Below are 17,972 nucleotides of genomic sequence, written 5' to 3' on the forward strand. Positions count from 1 at the left end.
AAATATTTATAATAAAATATTTAATATTGGAAATTTTTTAATTTATGTGAAAAAAGTGAAATTTTTTTAATTATGTTTAACAATTTATAAAAAAATTATGAAAAGGTAAAAAATGAAATTATTTATTTTAGGAAATGGGTTTGATTTAAAGCATGAATTACCCACTAAATATCATCCTAATTTTTATAGTGCTGCTCGAAGAGAAGGAACACTTGATTTTTTTCAAAACTGTTGTAACATTAATGATAAGGATTCATGGAATAATTTTGAAAAATCTTTATCAGAATGCGATTTTGATTTAGAAGAAATTCGAGAAAATGTATTGAATTCTTTGACTTATGATGAAGATCATCATGAAAGATATTATTCTGATATGATATATGAATCTTATAAAGTAGTAGATATTTTGAAAAAAACCTTGAATGCATTTTTGTACGAAGCTGAAGAAAAAATAAAAACAACAAAACCAATAAAGTTTTTTCAGTCTGAATTTGAGAAAAACGTTATAATATTTATAACATTTAACTATACAAGCACGTTAGAAAATGTATATAAAATTGAAAGAGAGAAAATTTTATATATTCACGGTAAATATCAAGAAGGAAATAAATTAATCATAGGTTATCCAGAAAACGAAATAAATGAAGAAAGCATTAAACTTTTAAGAGAACCATATGAATATGATCATGGTGCTATAGCCGATAGTATTCGTATAATTAATTCAATGCCTGGAGAATTTCAAAAAAGTTATGATACTAAAAAAATATCAGATTTTTTAATTAAATTCTCGAATGAGATTGAAGAAATAATTGTGTTTGGCCATTCATGTAATATTGATCAGCCTTATTTTTTAAAAATTAATAAATTATTACCTAATGTAAAATGAAATTTTTATTGATACATTGATGAAGATAAAGAACATATATTTGATTTAATTTCATATTTAAAATTAAGTGAATCAAATTTTAAATTAATAGCTTCAAGGGAAATTAACTCCACATTGTAATTTACAAGGTAACACCCTATCTATATTTTTTCATATAAATAGGGTCTTTTTTCATATAAAAAAAGACCAAAAAGAAATTTGAGACATACCAATATGAATTATATAAAAATAGATTATAAAATTAGAAATATTATTGATATTTACTTAAATAAAAAAGTGGAAAAGTCACATGCAAAAAGAAAGAAAGTTTTTCTAACTTGTATTTATAAGTTAAAGTGATAACTAAATTTTATTATATTTAAAAGAAAATGTAAAGCTAAAAGAGAGAGGGTTAACCCTCTCTGCGATTTTTCTATTAAGAAAATAAGATTTTAAAATCTAATTTCATTACGATATTCATTAATATTTTTCATCATGTAATCAATTTCCGCTTGACTGTATTTATCAATACTTTTTCCTTTTGGTATAAATCTTCTAATAAATCTATGCATGTTTTCGATAGAACCTTTTTCATATGAAGCATAAGGTATACATTTATACCGTCATAGTTATCATATTTAGGGTATTTAGTAGGATTATCTTTATAACTATAAGATAAAGGTATCTTAATATGACGTTTTTCTATATTTAAGTTAGTAAATCATCTCGTTAAAACATCCATTTTTTTATTTTCAGGTGTTGTAAAAGTTTTAGGATTAGTGTATCCTAATCACATTTTATTCTCTTTAATATATTTAAAAGTTTCTTTGTATGTAATGGCGTTCATACTACCTATAATTAAAAATTTAAGATTACATTCCATTATAATATCTATAAACTCTCTAAATAAACTAAAGGGTGGATTGCTGATAACTACTCCGTCAGGATGTTTTTTAGCGAACTCTCTAATACTTTTTTGGAAAGGAGTTCCTTCGTTAGTTTTAGGATTGTAATGACTAAAATATAATTTATTGTTTCAATTATTTTTAGAATTTTCATCTTGCATATTTATAATAAATCTACTAAAACTACCTAGGTCGTTTTTAGACTCTGCTACTCCACCGTTGAAAATTATATTTTGTTCCTCTTTAGTAAATTCAGTATAAAAATTATAATCACAAGGGAATAGTAAAGGTTTATCTTTTAATTGTTCTTTGTATCATTTTAATTCATTAGCAACGTCTTCATATCTAGTATAAAATTCATCATTTTTATTCTTTTTAGCGTCGATTAAATTTTTATTTTTCTTTTTAATTTCTTTTGTATCCATAATTTATTTTTTCTCCTTAATTGAATGTTTTTTATAATTATGTTATATATAAAAATGTAATAAATTAATGAAAATAATTAAAAAAATAAAAATAGTCAAATATGACTATTTTATAGGTATTTTAGTGAATTCGTTAATAATTGTTGTTGAAATTGTACTAATTTAATATACTTTTTTTATCTATTTAAATTAAATATATTTTCAAGCATTTAATTCATCCTCTATGTATTTAAATTCATTTTTTACAAATTCTTTGTCCTTAATTGGATCTTTTGTTTTAAGAACTTCTAGTTTTTTTAATAATTCATTTTTAGTTTCCTCAGTAATAAGTTCTTCAGCAAAATTTTTATTTGTTTTTTTAATTAATCTTTGAATTTCTTCAGGGTGATGTTTTCTAGCAGATTCTTCATCTCTTCTTTTTTCAACATTTTCTCTTTCAAAAATTAAATAGAATTTAATAACCGATATTTCATATTGTGTAGCAACATAGTCTTCTTCATTAGCAATTTTACTTAAAATTTGATAAATGTATTCTTTAGAAACAATTAATGAATGTTCTGTTTGTTCTCTTCTTCTGTTTTCATAAGTAGGAACTTTTTTAACCTCTATACCTTTTATCATTGGTATTTGTTTCTCAACTAACGCTTTGGCTAGTTTAGGTAATATTCAACCATTATTTACATACATTACGTCCATTGATTGAAAAGCATCATAATATGAAGAACCGTTTAAATTTAATTTAATCATATATAAAATCTCTTTTAAATAATCTCTAAAAATGTCAAATTTATCTTTAGTAATTCTTTCATTAAATTCTTTCTTTTGCGATATGTATTCGTTAGATAAATAATTTAAATTGTATTCTCTTCTTTTAACTGGATATAATTCTTCTAAACCTTGTTCTTTTCTTCTTTTATTCATAGATTTTTCTTGATTTATTAAACTATCTCATCCGTCTAAATTATATCTAATTGTTAAATCTTGCACGTAAAAAGGATTTGAAACTTTTTTTAGACTATCTATATATTCATCATCTCAACTGTAATCTTTTCTAAATTGTTCTTCTAAAATAGGTGTATATTCATATACTTTTTCTTCTTTAGGTTGAATAATAGGCGCAGGTGTATTATTATCTACTTTCCCTGGCTCCTTTGTAGTATCTTTAGGTTGTGCTGGTTGAGTTTCTTTATCAGTAGAAGGATTTTTTTCTACTGGTTTGTTTGGTTTAACTTCGTTTGTTTTATCTACATTACAAGAAGCCGCTACTGTAATAGGTGCTAATGTTATTGGTAATATTCCTAATAATTTTATAATATTCTTTTTCATATTTTTTCTCCTTTTCTTATATTGCTATAAGAATTTATATGCAATATATAACAATTTTATAATTTAACAATTAAATTTAAAATTATTATTATGTAACTTGTATATAGCTTAGATTTTATATATTTAGGTTATGCTTTAATTATAATTAAATTTTTATTAATTAACATTAATATTAATTTAAAAAATAAAATTTATAAAAATTTTATACAAAGGTATTTTTAGTTTAAACTTGGACCAGAATTTTTTATTAGTGCTATAATTAAATATATATAAAAATATATATTAGTTTCACTAATAGTTATGAGGTAATAAAATGAAAAATTCACGTAAAGCAATATTTTATTCATCAATAGTATTAGGAACAATAGCAACAAGTAGTACTGCTGGATCATTATTTTACTTTAAAATAACAGATAGCTCTAGTTCTTTAAGAATTAATTCGAATTCAAGTAAGCCAAATGTTGCTGCTGGAGACGATTTTAATACTGCTAATAATTTTGCTAGTAATAAGGATGGTTTATTAATAAAAGAAAAAACACCTGATAAACCTAAAGTAGATTTTGTCCCACCTACAATAACTCCTCCAAAAAAAGAAGAGCCAAAAGTTATAAATCCTCCAATAGAAGAAAAACCTCCAGTTGTTGTTCAACCAAGTAATCCTGTAGAAGAAAAACCAGAACCTGAACCAATTGCGCCTAAAAAGCCAAAGGATGAAACAATAATAATAGAAAATCCTGATTTGCCACCTGTAACTCAACCAAAAAAAGATGATAAAAAGTTAACAAAAATAAAAAAAGATGAGATTGAATATTTTGCTGAAATTATTGAAATACCTCCAAGAGCTGAGGATCAATCAGATATTGATAAAGGATTAACTAATAGAGTTCCATATCGTGCTGAAATAACACCAGATGTTGGGACAATTTCAAATGGAGCATCTGAGGCTAATATTAAGGCTTCTATTGCAAGAGCTCAAAAAAATGCTAAGTCTGGTGATTGAGTTTTTTCATCATCAAGCTCATATAGAGAAATTTTAGAAAATGAAAATAGAAGTATAGAAATTAAACAAAATTACTTCAACAATATAGGAAGTGCTCCAGAACAATTAGGAAATCTTTATTCAAAATATTTTAGATTGTTAAAAGATAAGGAAACAATTGGAAAATATGTTGATGATATAGGTTTAAAAAATCTTGATAAATGATGAAATTCTACTGAATATATTTCATGGCAAAATGGATGAAATGTTACTAGAATACCATTAGGTCATTTATTACTTTTAATTCATATAGATCATTCAAAAATAACAAAATTATCTAAGCAAATTATTGATGCTTTAAATAGAGGCGAAGTTATACCTAAAGATGGTGGAACAATGTCTGTAAACGAAAATGGTGAATGGGTTGCTCACAATTTTGAACCAGCTGTAAATAAAGTAACTGGCGAAATGACTAGAAACAATAAACATAAAAGAGTTTTAGGTAATAATGAATATTGATGAAGAACTCCTAATCAAATTGAAAAAGGAAAATATGCTAACTGATCTGATAAAGACATAACTAATGAATTTAGAAACAAAGGTTATGATGTTCCAAAAGGTGGCGGTATTGTTATTACAAAATATACTCGTAATGAAGAAATAGAAAATGAATCAAGAACTGAAGCTATAGTTGTAACAATTGATGTTTTACAGGATCATGCATACAATTATGCTAAAACTTTTATTGAAAAAACAATAGCAAATGGTGATGAAATAACAGGTTATCGTATTAGAAATATTGGTAAAAAAGGTGCTAACCAAAGTTTATTTGACATTATGAAAGCACTACCTAAAAAATTACCTTTACTTGAATTATTTTTTGAATCAAAAAATACAGCAGATTTAATTGCTATAAAAGATAAAGAAATTGATGAATTAGCCTTAATAACTAATAACAGAGTAAATTCTTTAGCTGATGACTGAGCTTTTAACCCTTGAGCATTACAAAATGTTGCTTGAGTAAATACGGCAGATTATAATGTTTCTTCTTCTTACAGCCCAAATGATACTATTTATACAAGAATAACTTTCGATAATTTAGCTTTTGATCCAGAAGATTATAAAACTCCAGGTGATTTTAGCAAAATTAATGATGGTTTAAGAATGGCTTATTGAGTTAGAAATAATGAAAGAATTTTTCAAGGACCATTTGGACCTGGTTTAAAACCTGATAGAGATTTAAGCGGAAATTCATACCCTATGGGAATTGATTTATCACGTATTAAAAATATCAAATCTCTAATGGGGTTAGTATTTTATGATAATAAAAATCCTTCAAATATACGTAAATTAAATAAGATTAAACTTTATAACAACTCAAATACGTTTGAAATTTCAACATTTGAAATGAATAAAGCTCAATTTAATGAAATTTTAATAAAACAATCAAGTTTTCCGCGTTCTAAAATAATGTTTAGTAATGGTACTATTACTTCAAAAATAAAAATAGTTCCTACACAAGGAAATACAATTTTAGATTCTTCAGGTTTAGCCAATTTATCTACATTAATGCAGTATTCAGATGGAAACTTTAGTAAATCAAACACTGAAATAATTATTCCTAAAGGAGCTAATTCTTTAGAATCACAATTAAGAAATGCCGGCTATAGAGTGAGATTCCATAGTAAATATGACGGTCTTAATATAAATTAACTTATTATAGGAGAATAAAAATGAAGAAAAAAATATTACTAAATTTATCTTTAATTTCAAACTCTTTTGCAATACCTTTTATTGCAAGTTCATGCCAGACTGAAAAAGTAGAAAAACCAGAAATTCCTAATAATCCTGATAAACAAAATGAACCTTCAAATCCTGAAGAGCCAAAAAATCCTGATACTACATTAAAACCTAATGAAAAATATTATTCAACTTCTGAGGCTAAAGAATTTATAAAAGACAAGAAATGAAATGAAATTTTTGAAATAACAAATAATTTCGGTGCTTCATATGAAACAAAAACTGCAGAAGATTTTGTTAACAATTACTTAGATTATGGAATAAAACCTAAAGATGAAAAACTTTCAATAAGTTACATAAATGTAAAAAAATCAGGTGATACTGAAGTTACTATTACATTAAATATAAATGATAATACTGTAGATTATGTTCTAACAAACTTTAAAGAAAAGGAAAATAATCCTTTTGATAACTCAAATGAAGAACCTACAGATTTGGAACAATATTTAGAAAAAAGCAATGCAGAAAAATGAGATGAAGACTTTGCAAAATATAGTTCAAGATTAAATTCCTTTAGATCACAGAATCCTTATAATCCAACTTATTCAAATAAAGAAGAATATAATAGAAAAGCTGAAGCTTTAGGTTTGCCTAATTATGATCAAGCTTCTTTATTGGGGCAAATTCTACCTATTGATAATAATAAGTTAAGCATTCCTAAAACACAAAATCCTCAATTTGAAAACTGATATGATAATTTTGGAGTTACAGATAAATATAAAAATCATGGTTTAGCTAGAACTATAACAAATGATACATATGCTAAAGCAGCAATGCATTCTTATTCTTTAACAATTACTAATTCTCTTATACCAGGAGACGATGATTCAATAAAATCTAAATTAAGACACATTTTAAGATATCGTGAAGATTTTACAGATATGGTAAATGCAATTACTAATATTGAAAAAAGAAATGAATGAAAGAAAAAATGAGATGCTATTAATCCAAATGGTTTTGTTTTAACAGATGTAGGATCAATTAAATTATTTAGACATAATTTAGTAAATGAATTAATAAAACAAGAATATGTAGCATTAGGTGGATCTTTAGATGATTTAGATGTAAATAATCACCCTGAAGGTGGCAAATTATATGTAAAAGATCATTCAAACAAAGAAAAAGTTGAAAAATTCATTATGGCCGATGAAAAAAATGTTTGAGAAAAGATTTGAAAACCACACATTTTAAAATTCCATGAGATAATTTATTCTGATTTAGATAAATCAGGTTTAGATGCAAAATTAATTAACAAAATTAAAAATATTGTTAAAAAAGAAACTGATTTTTGAAATCTTGTTGGTTTAGTAGATAAAACTAATGGTGGAGCAGGTACTGCATTTATAATTGACTATGAAACACCTACAAATGGTAATCAACCAACTAAATTTTACTTTGCTACAAATTTACACGTTTTAGATAGTATAATAGAAGATAGTTTTATTTCATTTGGACTAACAAGACTTAAATATAAGTCTATTGGTAATAAATTAAAAACAACAGCTATAGATACAGATAATTTCATTCACTTTGGTTTTAATTCAAAAGTTTTCGATATTATTTGAACTGGTAGAGATTATTTAAATCAAGATCCAAGTAATTGATTTAATGATAGTTCAATTTCAGAAAAAGAATTTATTGATATTGCTATATTTGAAATTGATTTTTCTAAGTTAACTCCAGAGGAATATGGAAATCAAAATAATTTAACTTTAAATCAATTTATTGAACTTGTAACAAATAATTATGCTAATTCACAAGAAAAAGCTTCATTTATAAATTATGATTACTTAAATAATTACGATAAAATAAAATTTTCTAAAATTGAATCTTCTTTAGATAATTATGATACTTTATATGCTTTAGGATATCCAGGAACAAGCACATTAAAAACTCATGGCTTTGAAGATTACTTTTTAGATCAATATGAAAATAAAAGAGATTTAGATAGCAAAAATTACACTTTTAGTTTATGAACAAATGCAAAATATGATCTTTATGGCAAGGACTTTTCTAGCTTAGAACCTGAAGATAAAGTAAGAATTGACAGAGGTTCAGGATTAGGATATAATCTAAATTATAGAACTTTTAAAGATAAACATGGTATTATAGATAGTTTCTTAACTGCTCCTAGATTGGGAAAAGAACTATACTTATCAAATGATGGAAATAGATATTATAATGTATCATTAGCTTATAATATAGATCGTTATACCCCTGGTGGTGGAGCAAGTGGTTCAAGTGTTAGAAATCAAGATAATAAAATAGTTGGATTATTTCATGTTTCTAACTATAATGCTTATGCAGGCTTAACTGAATCTATAAGATCAAATGGTTTTAATTATAATGGCTTGTTTGGAAACTATAATTTACCTCAATATGATGTAATATATGGCGGTGGAAAAGACCAAAAAACTTCTTATAGACAAGCTTTATTGAATAAAAAAGGTGCATCATTTAAAACTTATTTATTTGATAATTTAAATACAATTCCTGAAGAGTTTAGATTTTCAAATTAATTTTAATAAGCCTTTAAGGGCTTATTTTTTTAAAAAAATATAATTTAACTAAAAAGTCTATAAAAAAGTCTAATAAGTATAAAAATAAAATTATTAGTATTTCTAAAATTTATTTAACTTTTTTATAAAAATCTTATAGTGATATAATAAAAATATAATAAGTTTATATATATTATATATAAAAGCTAGTTAAATTAAGTGATAAGGAGTTGATATGAAAAGTACACGTAAAGCAACATTTTATACAACTATGATTTTAGGAACAGTAGCTACAGCAGCTACTGTAGGATCATTATTTTATTTTAAAGTAGCTGATAGTTCTAGCTCATTAAGAGTTTTATCAAGACCAAGTTTAAAACCTAATGTAGCAACTGATGATAATTTTAATACAACAAATAATAGAATAAGTAATAGTGATGGAACATTAAAGGAAAATGAAACCCCAAAACCAAAAGATCCAGAAGTTATTATTAAAACACCAGAATTACCAAAACCAAAACCTGAACCAATTAAGGAGCCTGAAAAAGAAGTTGTGCCTCCTGTAATTGTTCAACCAGAACCTGAGCCTAAACCAGTTGATCCACCAAAAGTTGAACCTGAACCAGTGCCAGAACCAATTAAACCACCTGAAGATAAAATTGTTATTGAAGATTCTTCTTTACCTAAACCAGAGCCTAAACCTAATAAGACTATAGAAAAAATTGAAAAAAATGGTGCTGAATTTTATGCTGAAATTATTCGTATACCACCTAGAACCGATGATCAATCAGATATTGATAAAGGTATAACTAATAGAGTTCCTTACCGTGCAGAAATAGCTCCAGATGTTGGGAAAGTTTACAATGGTGATAGTGATGCTAATGTAAATGCTTCAATTAATACTATCATTAGAAATGCAAAATGACAAGATGGCATTTTTGGGAAAGGTTCAACATATCGTGAGATTTTAACTTCTACCAATGATAGTTTAGAAGTTAAACAAAATTACTTCAATAATGATGGAAATACTCCAGATCAATTAGGTAATTTATGATTTAAATATTTTAGACTTTTAAAATCAAAAGAAAAAATTAGACCATATCTAGATGAAGACGGATTAAGAAACCTCGATAAATGATACGATGGAGAAGAAATGTTTTCTTGACCAACAAGAAGTGGAGTTCAAACTGTTAAACTAGGTCATTTACTTCTTATAATGCACATAGACCAAACAAAAATTACAAAAATAAGTGATGGAGTTAAAAACTATTTAAAACAAGGTTATAGTGTTCCAGATGGTGTTTATTCATATGTTAATGATAAGGGCGAATGAGAAGCTACTACATTTGAACCACTTGTTAATAAAGGTTTAGCTGAAATAAGAAGAAATAATAGAGTTAAAAGAGTTTTAGGAAACAATGATATTTGAAGTCGTAGTCCTGATGATATTGAAAGAGGAAAATTCCATAATTGAGATGATAAAGATGTAACAAGATTTTTCAGAGAAAAACACGGCTTTGGTCAAATTATGCCTTATAGAGGTGGAATTTATGTTACAGAGTACACAAGAAAAGATAAAGTTGAAGGGGCGGACAGAGAAAAGGCTCTTGTTGTAACAATTGATTTAGAATCAGATAAAGCATTTCAAAATGCAAAGGCAGTTATAGAAAGATTTAAGCAAAGAGAAATTGATATTACAGGATATCGTATTAAAAATATTGGTAAAAAAGGCGCTACTCAAAGTCTTTTTGATATTATGGGTGCTTTACCAAATAAGTTACCTATGCTAGAACTTTATTTTGAATCAAAAAATACAGCTGATCTATTGGCTATTAAGAATAAAGAAATTGATGAATTATCATTAATAACAAATAATAGAGTTAATTCTTTAGCAGATGATTGAGCTTTAAATCCATGAGCAATAAATAAAGTAGCTTGAGTTAATATGGCTGACTATAATGTTTCATCTTCTTATAATCCAAATGACACAATTTACACAAGAATTACTTTTGATAATTTAGCTTTTGATCCTGTTGATTATACAACCCCTGGTGATTTTAGCAAAATTAATGATGGTTTAAGAATGGCTTATTGAGTAAGAAACAATGAAAGAATTTTCCAAGGGCCTTGAGGACCTGGTTTAACACCTGATCGTGATGCTAGCGGTAATTCATATCCTATGGGAATTGATTTATCACGTATTAAAAGCATTAAATCATTAATGGGAATGGTATTTCATGATATTAAGAATCCTTCTAAAATGCGTAAATTAAATAAAATTAAACTTTATAATAATTCAAGCGTTTTTGATATATCAACTACTGAAATGAACTTATCTCAATTTGATACAGTTTTAATAAAACAATCAAGAAGTCCCCGTTCTAAAATAATGTTTAGTAATGGAACTGTTACAAATAAAATTAGAATTATTCCTACAAAAGACGATGAAAGACTTTCTTCAGCAGGTTTAGCAAATCTTTCTACATTTATTCAATATTCTGATGGAAACTTTAGTAAATCAAATACTGAAATAATTATTCCAAAAGGTGCTTTAGATTTAGAAAGTCAATTAAGATCAGCTGGATATAAGGTTAAATTCCAAAGTAAATATGATGGAATAGTAATAAATTAGAAAGGAAAATTATGAAAAAGAAATTTTTAGTGACTTTACCCTTGTCTAGTTTAACATTCTTTTCTTTTATTTCTGCTTCATGTAATTCTGATTTAGTAGATAAAGATCAAAAGAATAATAAAGAAAAAAAATTATCTGATAAAACTAATCCATCTAAACCAGAAAAAGGTAAAAACGAAACATTAAATCCAGGAGCCGGATCATCTTCTATAAGTTCGGATAAATATTCTACTAAACAGGCAGCTGATTTTATAAAAGGCAAACGTTGAGATCAAGTTTTTAATTTCGGTCACAATTTTGAAGGTACTTGAAATTCAAAAACAACAAAACAATTTGAAGAAACTTATGGAGATTTTCCTATTGAACCAGTTGATTCTAAATTAGATATAAAAGTTCTTTACGCTAATGCGATAAGTAATACTGAAGTGGAATTTACTGTTGATATTAATGGAAATAGAAAAATTTACACTTTAAATGGTTTTAAAGTAGAATCAAATCCTATTATTCCTATTTTTTCAGATCAAGGATCAGAACCAAATGATATAGATAAATATATTGATAAAAGTGATGCTGATAAATGAAGACATGATTTTGATAAAGTTAAGAATGTTTTTGAAAGATTCAGATCAAATAATGAATATGTTTCTAATTTATCTGATGAAGAAATAATCGAATACAATAGAAAAGCTGAAAAATTAGGATTACCTAGTTACCAGGAAGCTTTATTATTAGGGCAAGCTTTACCTAAAAATAAAAGTGATAATTCAAAAGAATTAATTCATCCTAATATTCCTAATCCACAAATTTCAAATTGATATGATAATTTTGGTTTATCTGAAAGCGAAAGACATAAAAATCACGGTTTAGCTAGAACAATAACTAATGAAACTTACGCTCAAGCTGGGCTTCATTCATATTCAATTACTTTTAATAATGCTTTTGTTCCTAATGATAGAGATGAAGATAAAAAAGTTTTAGAAGAAGTATTTAAATATGAAGAGGAATTTTCTGATATGATTTCTCATCTTAAGGATGTAACTATAAAAAATAAATTTACATCCAATTGAGAAAAAATAAAACCAGAAAACGGTTTTATTAGAGATTTAGGTAATATTCAAATTTTTATAAATAAATTAGTAACTCAATTAATTAGAGACAAATATGTTGAAAATGGCGGTAATCTTTCTGATTTATCAGAATATCAAGATGGCAAAGGTCATATTAGACTTTATGTTACTGATCAAAATAATTCTGAAAAAACAAGTTTATTTAGAAGAGTTGATGATGATATAGTTTGAGGAACTATTTGAAAACCACATTTAATCAAATTTCAAAATAAAATGATTGAAAAACTTAAAGCAACTAGTTTAAGCAGTGAAATTAAAACAAAAATGACTGAAGCTATTAAAGAAGCTAATGAATTATGAAGACTTAAAGATAATTTAAGAAGTTCAAGTAGTAATTCAGGCACAGCTTTTATAATTGATTATGAAAAGCCAAAAGATGGTGGTCAACCTAAGAAATTCTATTTTGCTACAAACTTGCATGTTACAGATGGCATTATTCCAAATAGCTTTTCAGGTTTTGGAATGACAAGACTTAATTATAAGTCTATTGGTAAAAAATTGCAAACTACAACAATTGATACAGTTAACTTTTCACACTTTTCATTTAAACCTAATATTTTTAAAGTTGTTTGATCAGGAAGAGATTATTTAAAACAAGATCCAAAAGATTGACTAAATAATCCAGCAATTAAAGAAAAAGAATTTATTGATATTGCTATTTTTGAGTTAGATTTTAATAAGCTTACAAAAGATGATTATTCATTTTATGAAAATTTAGATGATTATATTAAAACAATAACAAATAATTACTACAATTCGGATAATAAAATAGGTTTTATAAATTATGATTATTTAAATAATTATAATAAAATTAACTTTAGCAAAGTTGAATCTAATTTAGATAATTATGATATGTTGTACGCTTTAGGATACCCTCTTACAGATTCTCTTAAAACTCATAACTTCTTTGATTATTATCTTGATCAATATGAAGATGAACGTGATTATTCAGCAAGTAAATATACATATAGCATATGAACAAATGCAAAGCATAGTTGATATAAATTTGCTTATGATGCAAATGATGAAGAATTAATAAAAAACTTAAATAAAGGTTCAGGATTAGGATATAACTTAAACTACCGTACTTTTAAAAATAAGCATGGTATTATAGATAGTTTTATATCAAGTCCAAAATTTGGTAAAGATTTATATAAATCTAATGATGGACAAAAATATTATAATGCTTCATTAGCTTATAATATAGACCGTTATACCCCTGGTGGTGGAGCTAGTGGTTCAAGTGTTAGAACTCAGAACAATAAAATTGTTGGATTATTCCATGTTTCAAATTATTTTGCTCACGCTGGTTTAACAGAAGCTATTAGATCAGAAGGTTTTAACTATGAGGGTCTATTTGGAAACTATAATTTACCTCAATATGATGTAATATATGGTGGTGGAAAAGATCAAAAAACTTCTTATCGTGAAGAATTACAAAAACTTTACGGAAACGACTTTAAAACAGCTCTTTTTGAAAATATAAATGAAATACCTTCTGAATTTATTTTTAAAAAATAATTAATAAAAAGTTAGCAAATTAAGCTAACTTTTTTATTTTTGCATTTTTTCAAATTTTTCTAAATAGTCTTGAATTGCATATCCTAGACCATGTTCTTGTACAGCTTTTGTTATAAAGTTTGCCTCTTTTTTAACTTCATCTTTGGCATTATCCATAACATATGAGTAGTTAAATCTTTTAAACATTGAAAAATCATTTTCACTATCACCGATAACCATTATTTCGTCTTTATTATAGTTAGTTAAAACATTTTCAAGCATTCAAACAATAGCCTTGCCCTTACTTTCACCAATTGGTAAAATTTCTAAATTCATATGTGTTTTAATTAGTTTACAATTTAATTTTTTAAGGTCTTCAATCAATGAATCAATGTTTTGAATGTGTTCAAAATAAACTTCAATTTTTGCTACATCTTCAATATCTTCTTCGCCTTTATATAAGGTAAATTGGTCAAAAGTTTCATATCTAAAATAAATTTTATTTAAGAATTCTTTTTCTTCTTCTCTAAAAATGTAAAATACTTTACTACTTCATGCTGCTGCAGGAATATTATTTTCTTTAAAAAGTTTAAATATTTTTTTAACTGTTTCTTTTTCAATTAAGTCTTCTTTAATAAACTTATTATGTTTGTAATCAAAAATTTGTGCTCCTGAACTACCGATAATATAATCAGCATTAACTAATTTTGCTAATTTAATCATTCTAGGACAAATTGGATTACCTGTAGCAATATTAAAACTTAAATTGCTACTTTTAATAATATCTAAATTAAAGTTTGATACATATGTATCTCTTGCATATAATGTACCATCTACATCGCTAAATACAACTGCTTTTTTGCTCATTTTTTTCTCCTTTTTAAATATATTATTTTTTATAACTTAACAAAAAGTGCCTAATTAATTTTAGATATAATTTTCAATTTTCAAAGGAAAAAAATATTTTTTTTAAAAAGAATTTATTTTTATCATATTATTGCCAATAATATAAATATTAATACTATATATAAAATTACTATATGATAAAATAATATTGTAGTTTATTTATTTTTAATATTTAAACTAGCTTAACTAGTAATACATAAATCGCACAATATCAGATTTCTATTTGTTAAGCATATCTAAAATATTAATTTAAATTTATTTTTAAGGAGAAATATTATGACACCACACATTCATGCTGAAAAAGGCAAAATCGCTAAGGTAGTTTTAATGCCTGGTGATCCATTAAGAGCTAAATATATAGCAGAAAACTTTTTAGACGAAGGTTACGAATTAGTAAATACAGTTAGAAATATGTTTATGTACACAGGTACATATAAAGGACACCCAGTAACAGTTGCTGGTAGTGGTATGGGTTGTCCATCAATAGGTATTTATAGTTACGAATTATTTAAATTTTATGATGTAGACAAAATTATTAGAATTGGTACTACAGGTGCTTATACAGCTGATTTAAAACTTTATGATACAGTTTTAGTTTCTGAAGCTTATTCAGATGGTAACGCTTACAGAAGATTAGCTTTAGGAGACGAAAGTCAAATTGCTAAACCAAGTGCAAAATTAAACTCAGAAATTATGTCAATTGCTAAAAAATTAGACATTCCAGTTACAGAAGTTAGAACACATTCATCAGATGTATTTTATTCAGTAGTTCCACTTGAACAAAGAATTAAAGAATCTGCTTCACAATGTGTTGAAATGGAATCATATGCTTTATTTACAAATGCTGAAGCTACAGGTAAACAAGCTGCATGTTTATTAACAGTTAGTGATAACTTAATTACACATGAAGAAACAACACCTGAAGAAAGACAAACTGCTTTCAAAAATATGATGAAAATAGCTTTAGGCATTTCTGAATTATAGTTATAATCAAAAAACGATTTAGGAGGACAACGCTATGCGTGTTGTTGATTTAATTGAGAAAAAAAGACATGGACTAGAATTAACAAAAGACGAAATAGACTTTTTATTAGGTACATATGTAGAAGGTAAAACTCCCGATTACCAAATGGCAGCATTTATTATGGCTGTTATGTTTCAAGGGATGAAAAGCGCAGAATTAGCATATTTTACAAAAGTAATGATGCATTCTGGTGATGTTATGGATTTAAGTGAAATACCTGGCATAAAAGTAGATAAACATTCAACAGGTGGTGTTGGTGATAAAACAACACTAGCAGTTGCTCCAATTGTAGCAGCTTGTGGAGCACCTGTTGCTAAAATGTCAGGTCGTGGTTTAGGACATACTGGTGGTACAATTGATAAATTAGAATCAATACCAGGTTTTAACGTTGAATTGACTGATGAACAATTTAAAAAACAAGTTAGTCAACACAAAATTGCTGTTATTGGTCAATCAAAATCATTAGTTCCTGCTGATAAAAAACTTTATGCGTTAAGAGATGTAACAAGTTGCGTTCAAAGTGTTCCATTAATAGCTTCAAGTATTATGTCTAAAAAATTAGCTACAGGTAGTGATGCTATTCTATTGGATGTTAAATGCGGTAATGGTGCATTTATGAAAACACCTGAAGAAGCTAGAGAACTAGCTAAAACAATGATTTCAATTGGTAAAGAATTAGGTGTTGATGTACGTGCTGAAATCACAAATATGTCTAGACCAATTGGTCGTGAAATTGGTAATAAAAACGAGGTTCTTGAAGCTATATGAACACTTGAAGGAAAAGGACCAGCAGATTTTAATGAATTAGTTTATTCATCATGTGCAACTATTTTAATGCAAGCAAAAATTGCTAAAACCTATGAAGAAGGTCATAAAATGGTTGAAGAAGTTATTAAAAATGGAAAAGCACTTGAAAAATTCTATGAATTTGTAGAATTACAAGGAGGAGATGTTTCTAAATTAAAAGATTCTAAATTCTGAAATCCAAAATATAAATTAGAAATTATCTCTGATAAAGAAGGATATTTAGATATTTTTGATGCTTTAACATTCGGTATTGTAGCTATGAAATTAGGAGCTGGTAGAGCAACAAAAGAAGATTCAATAGATTTTGAAGCAGGTATTACATTAAATCGTAAAACAAATGAAAAAGTAAATAAAGGTGAGAAATTATTTACATTATATTCATCAACTGAAATCGATAAAAAATTAGTAGATGAATTAGCGAAAGCTTACAAAATATCAGATAAAACAGTTGAAAATACAATTATTATAGATAAATTAAGTTAATTTAAAATTTAGGAGAGAATATGTCAACAAATTGAAACAAAATGATAGATCATACATATTTAAAAGCTGATGCAACTAAAAAAGATATAGATAAATTAATTGCAGAAGCTAAACAATATGATTTTAAAACAATTTGTGTTAACTCATCATATGTTCCTTATGCAAAGGAACAATTAAAAGGCACATCTGTTGGGATTACTTCAGTTATAGGTTTTCCATTAGGTGCTATGTTAACACAATGTAAAGCATATGAAGCATCAGAAGCTATAAAAGCAGGTGCTGATGAAATTGATATGGTTATTCAAATTGGTAAAATGAAAGAAGGTGATTACGAGTACGTTTTAAACGATATTAAAGCAGTTAAAGCAGCATGTGGTAAAAACGTTCTTAAAGTAATTATCGAAACAGCCTTACTTACAGAAGAAGAAATTAAAAAAGCTACAGAAATTGTTATGGCATCAGGTGCTGAATTTATTAAAACAAGTACTGGTACATCCACAAGAGGAGCTTCTTTCGAAGATGTTAAAATTATGAAAAGTGTATGCGGCGACAAATTATTAATTAAAGCCGCAGGTGGTATCTCAAATAAAGATGATATGATAAAAATGAATGAGTATGGTGCTACTCGTTTTGGAACAAGTAGATCAATAGCTATTGTTGAAGGTAAAACTTCATCTGAAGGATACTAATTTTTA

Annotated in this window: 11 protein-coding genes; 8 read left to right on the forward strand and 3 right to left on the reverse strand. The window is 26.2% G+C overall.

Features of this window, described 5'->3' with window-relative positions:
* Window positions 1-112 precede the first annotated feature (112 nt).
* The gene (locus EXC47_RS00700; protein ID WP_129646153.1) at window positions 113-1,006 is read left to right on the forward strand and encodes an AbiH family protein; all 894 of its coding nucleotides are present in this window, start codon (window positions 113-115) and stop codon (window positions 1,004-1,006) included.
* Between the two features lie 295 nt (window positions 1,007-1,301).
* Here EXC47_RS00700 and EXC47_RS00705 read toward each other — a convergent pair whose 3' ends face one another.
* Window positions 1,302-2,195 carry an adenine-specific methyltransferase EcoRI family protein gene (locus tag EXC47_RS00705; protein WP_129646155.1) on the reverse strand — a complete coding sequence of 298 codons (894 nt, stop codon included), beginning with the start codon at window positions 2,193-2,195 and terminating at the stop codon, window positions 1,302-1,304.
* Window positions 2,196-2,384: 189 nt separating this feature from the next.
* A complete protein-coding gene (locus tag EXC47_RS00710; RefSeq protein WP_129646157.1) occupies window positions 2,385-3,521 on the reverse strand; it encodes a hypothetical protein in 1,137 nt (378 codons plus the stop codon).
* Window positions 3,522-3,834: 313 nt separating this feature from the next.
* Between EXC47_RS00710 and EXC47_RS00715 the strand changes: the two genes are divergently transcribed.
* The 4 genes from EXC47_RS00715 (at window position 3,835) to mip (EXC47_RS00730) (ending at window position 14,078) form a co-directional block, all read left to right on the forward strand.
* The gene (locus tag EXC47_RS00715; RefSeq protein ID WP_129646159.1) at window positions 3,835-6,213 is read left to right on the forward strand and encodes a putative immunoglobulin-blocking virulence protein; all 2,379 of its coding nucleotides are present in this window, start codon (window positions 3,835-3,837) and stop codon (window positions 6,211-6,213) included.
* Window positions 6,214-6,233: 20 nt separating this feature from the next.
* Window positions 6,234-8,819, forward strand: coding sequence for an Ig-specific serine endopeptidase MIP (mip, locus tag EXC47_RS00720; protein WP_129646161.1), 2,586 nt, complete (start codon window positions 6,234-6,236; stop codon window positions 8,817-8,819).
* A 214-nt stretch (window positions 8,820-9,033) separates the two neighbouring features.
* Window positions 9,034-11,430, forward strand: a complete 2,397-nt coding sequence (locus EXC47_RS00725; RefSeq protein ID WP_129646163.1) for a putative immunoglobulin-blocking virulence protein — start codon at window positions 9,034-9,036, stop codon at window positions 11,428-11,430.
* A gap of 11 nt (window positions 11,431-11,441) precedes the next feature.
* The gene (gene mip, locus EXC47_RS00730) at window positions 11,442-14,078 is read left to right on the forward strand and encodes an Ig-specific serine endopeptidase MIP (protein WP_129646165.1); all 2,637 of its coding nucleotides are present in this window, start codon (window positions 11,442-11,444) and stop codon (window positions 14,076-14,078) included.
* Between the two features lie 33 nt (window positions 14,079-14,111).
* Here mip (EXC47_RS00730) and EXC47_RS00735 read toward each other — a convergent pair whose 3' ends face one another.
* A complete protein-coding gene (locus tag EXC47_RS00735; RefSeq protein ID WP_129646167.1) occupies window positions 14,112-14,924 on the reverse strand; it encodes a Cof-type HAD-IIB family hydrolase in 813 nt (270 codons plus the stop codon).
* Window positions 14,925-15,239: 315 nt separating this feature from the next.
* Between EXC47_RS00735 and deoD the strand changes: the two genes are divergently transcribed.
* From deoD to deoC, 3 genes are read left to right on the forward strand one after another with little or no spacing between them, the layout of a single operon-like run.
* Complete coding sequence (deoD, locus tag EXC47_RS00740; protein ID WP_129646169.1) at window positions 15,240-15,947, forward strand: purine-nucleoside phosphorylase; 708 nt, start codon at window positions 15,240-15,242, stop codon at window positions 15,945-15,947.
* A 34-nt stretch (window positions 15,948-15,981) separates the two neighbouring features.
* Window positions 15,982-17,277, forward strand: coding sequence for a pyrimidine-nucleoside phosphorylase (locus EXC47_RS00745; RefSeq protein WP_129646171.1), 1,296 nt, complete (start codon window positions 15,982-15,984; stop codon window positions 17,275-17,277).
* Window positions 17,278-17,297: 20 nt separating this feature from the next.
* Complete coding sequence (gene deoC, locus EXC47_RS00750) at window positions 17,298-17,966, forward strand: deoxyribose-phosphate aldolase (RefSeq protein WP_129646173.1); 669 nt, start codon at window positions 17,298-17,300, stop codon at window positions 17,964-17,966.
* Window positions 17,967-17,972 lie beyond the last annotated feature (6 nt).

This window comes from Mycoplasmopsis maculosa, assembly GCF_900660665.1.
In the GTDB taxonomy this organism is placed as follows: domain Bacteria; phylum Bacillota_I; class Bacilli_A; order Mycoplasmatales; family Metamycoplasmataceae; genus Mycoplasmopsis; species Mycoplasmopsis maculosa.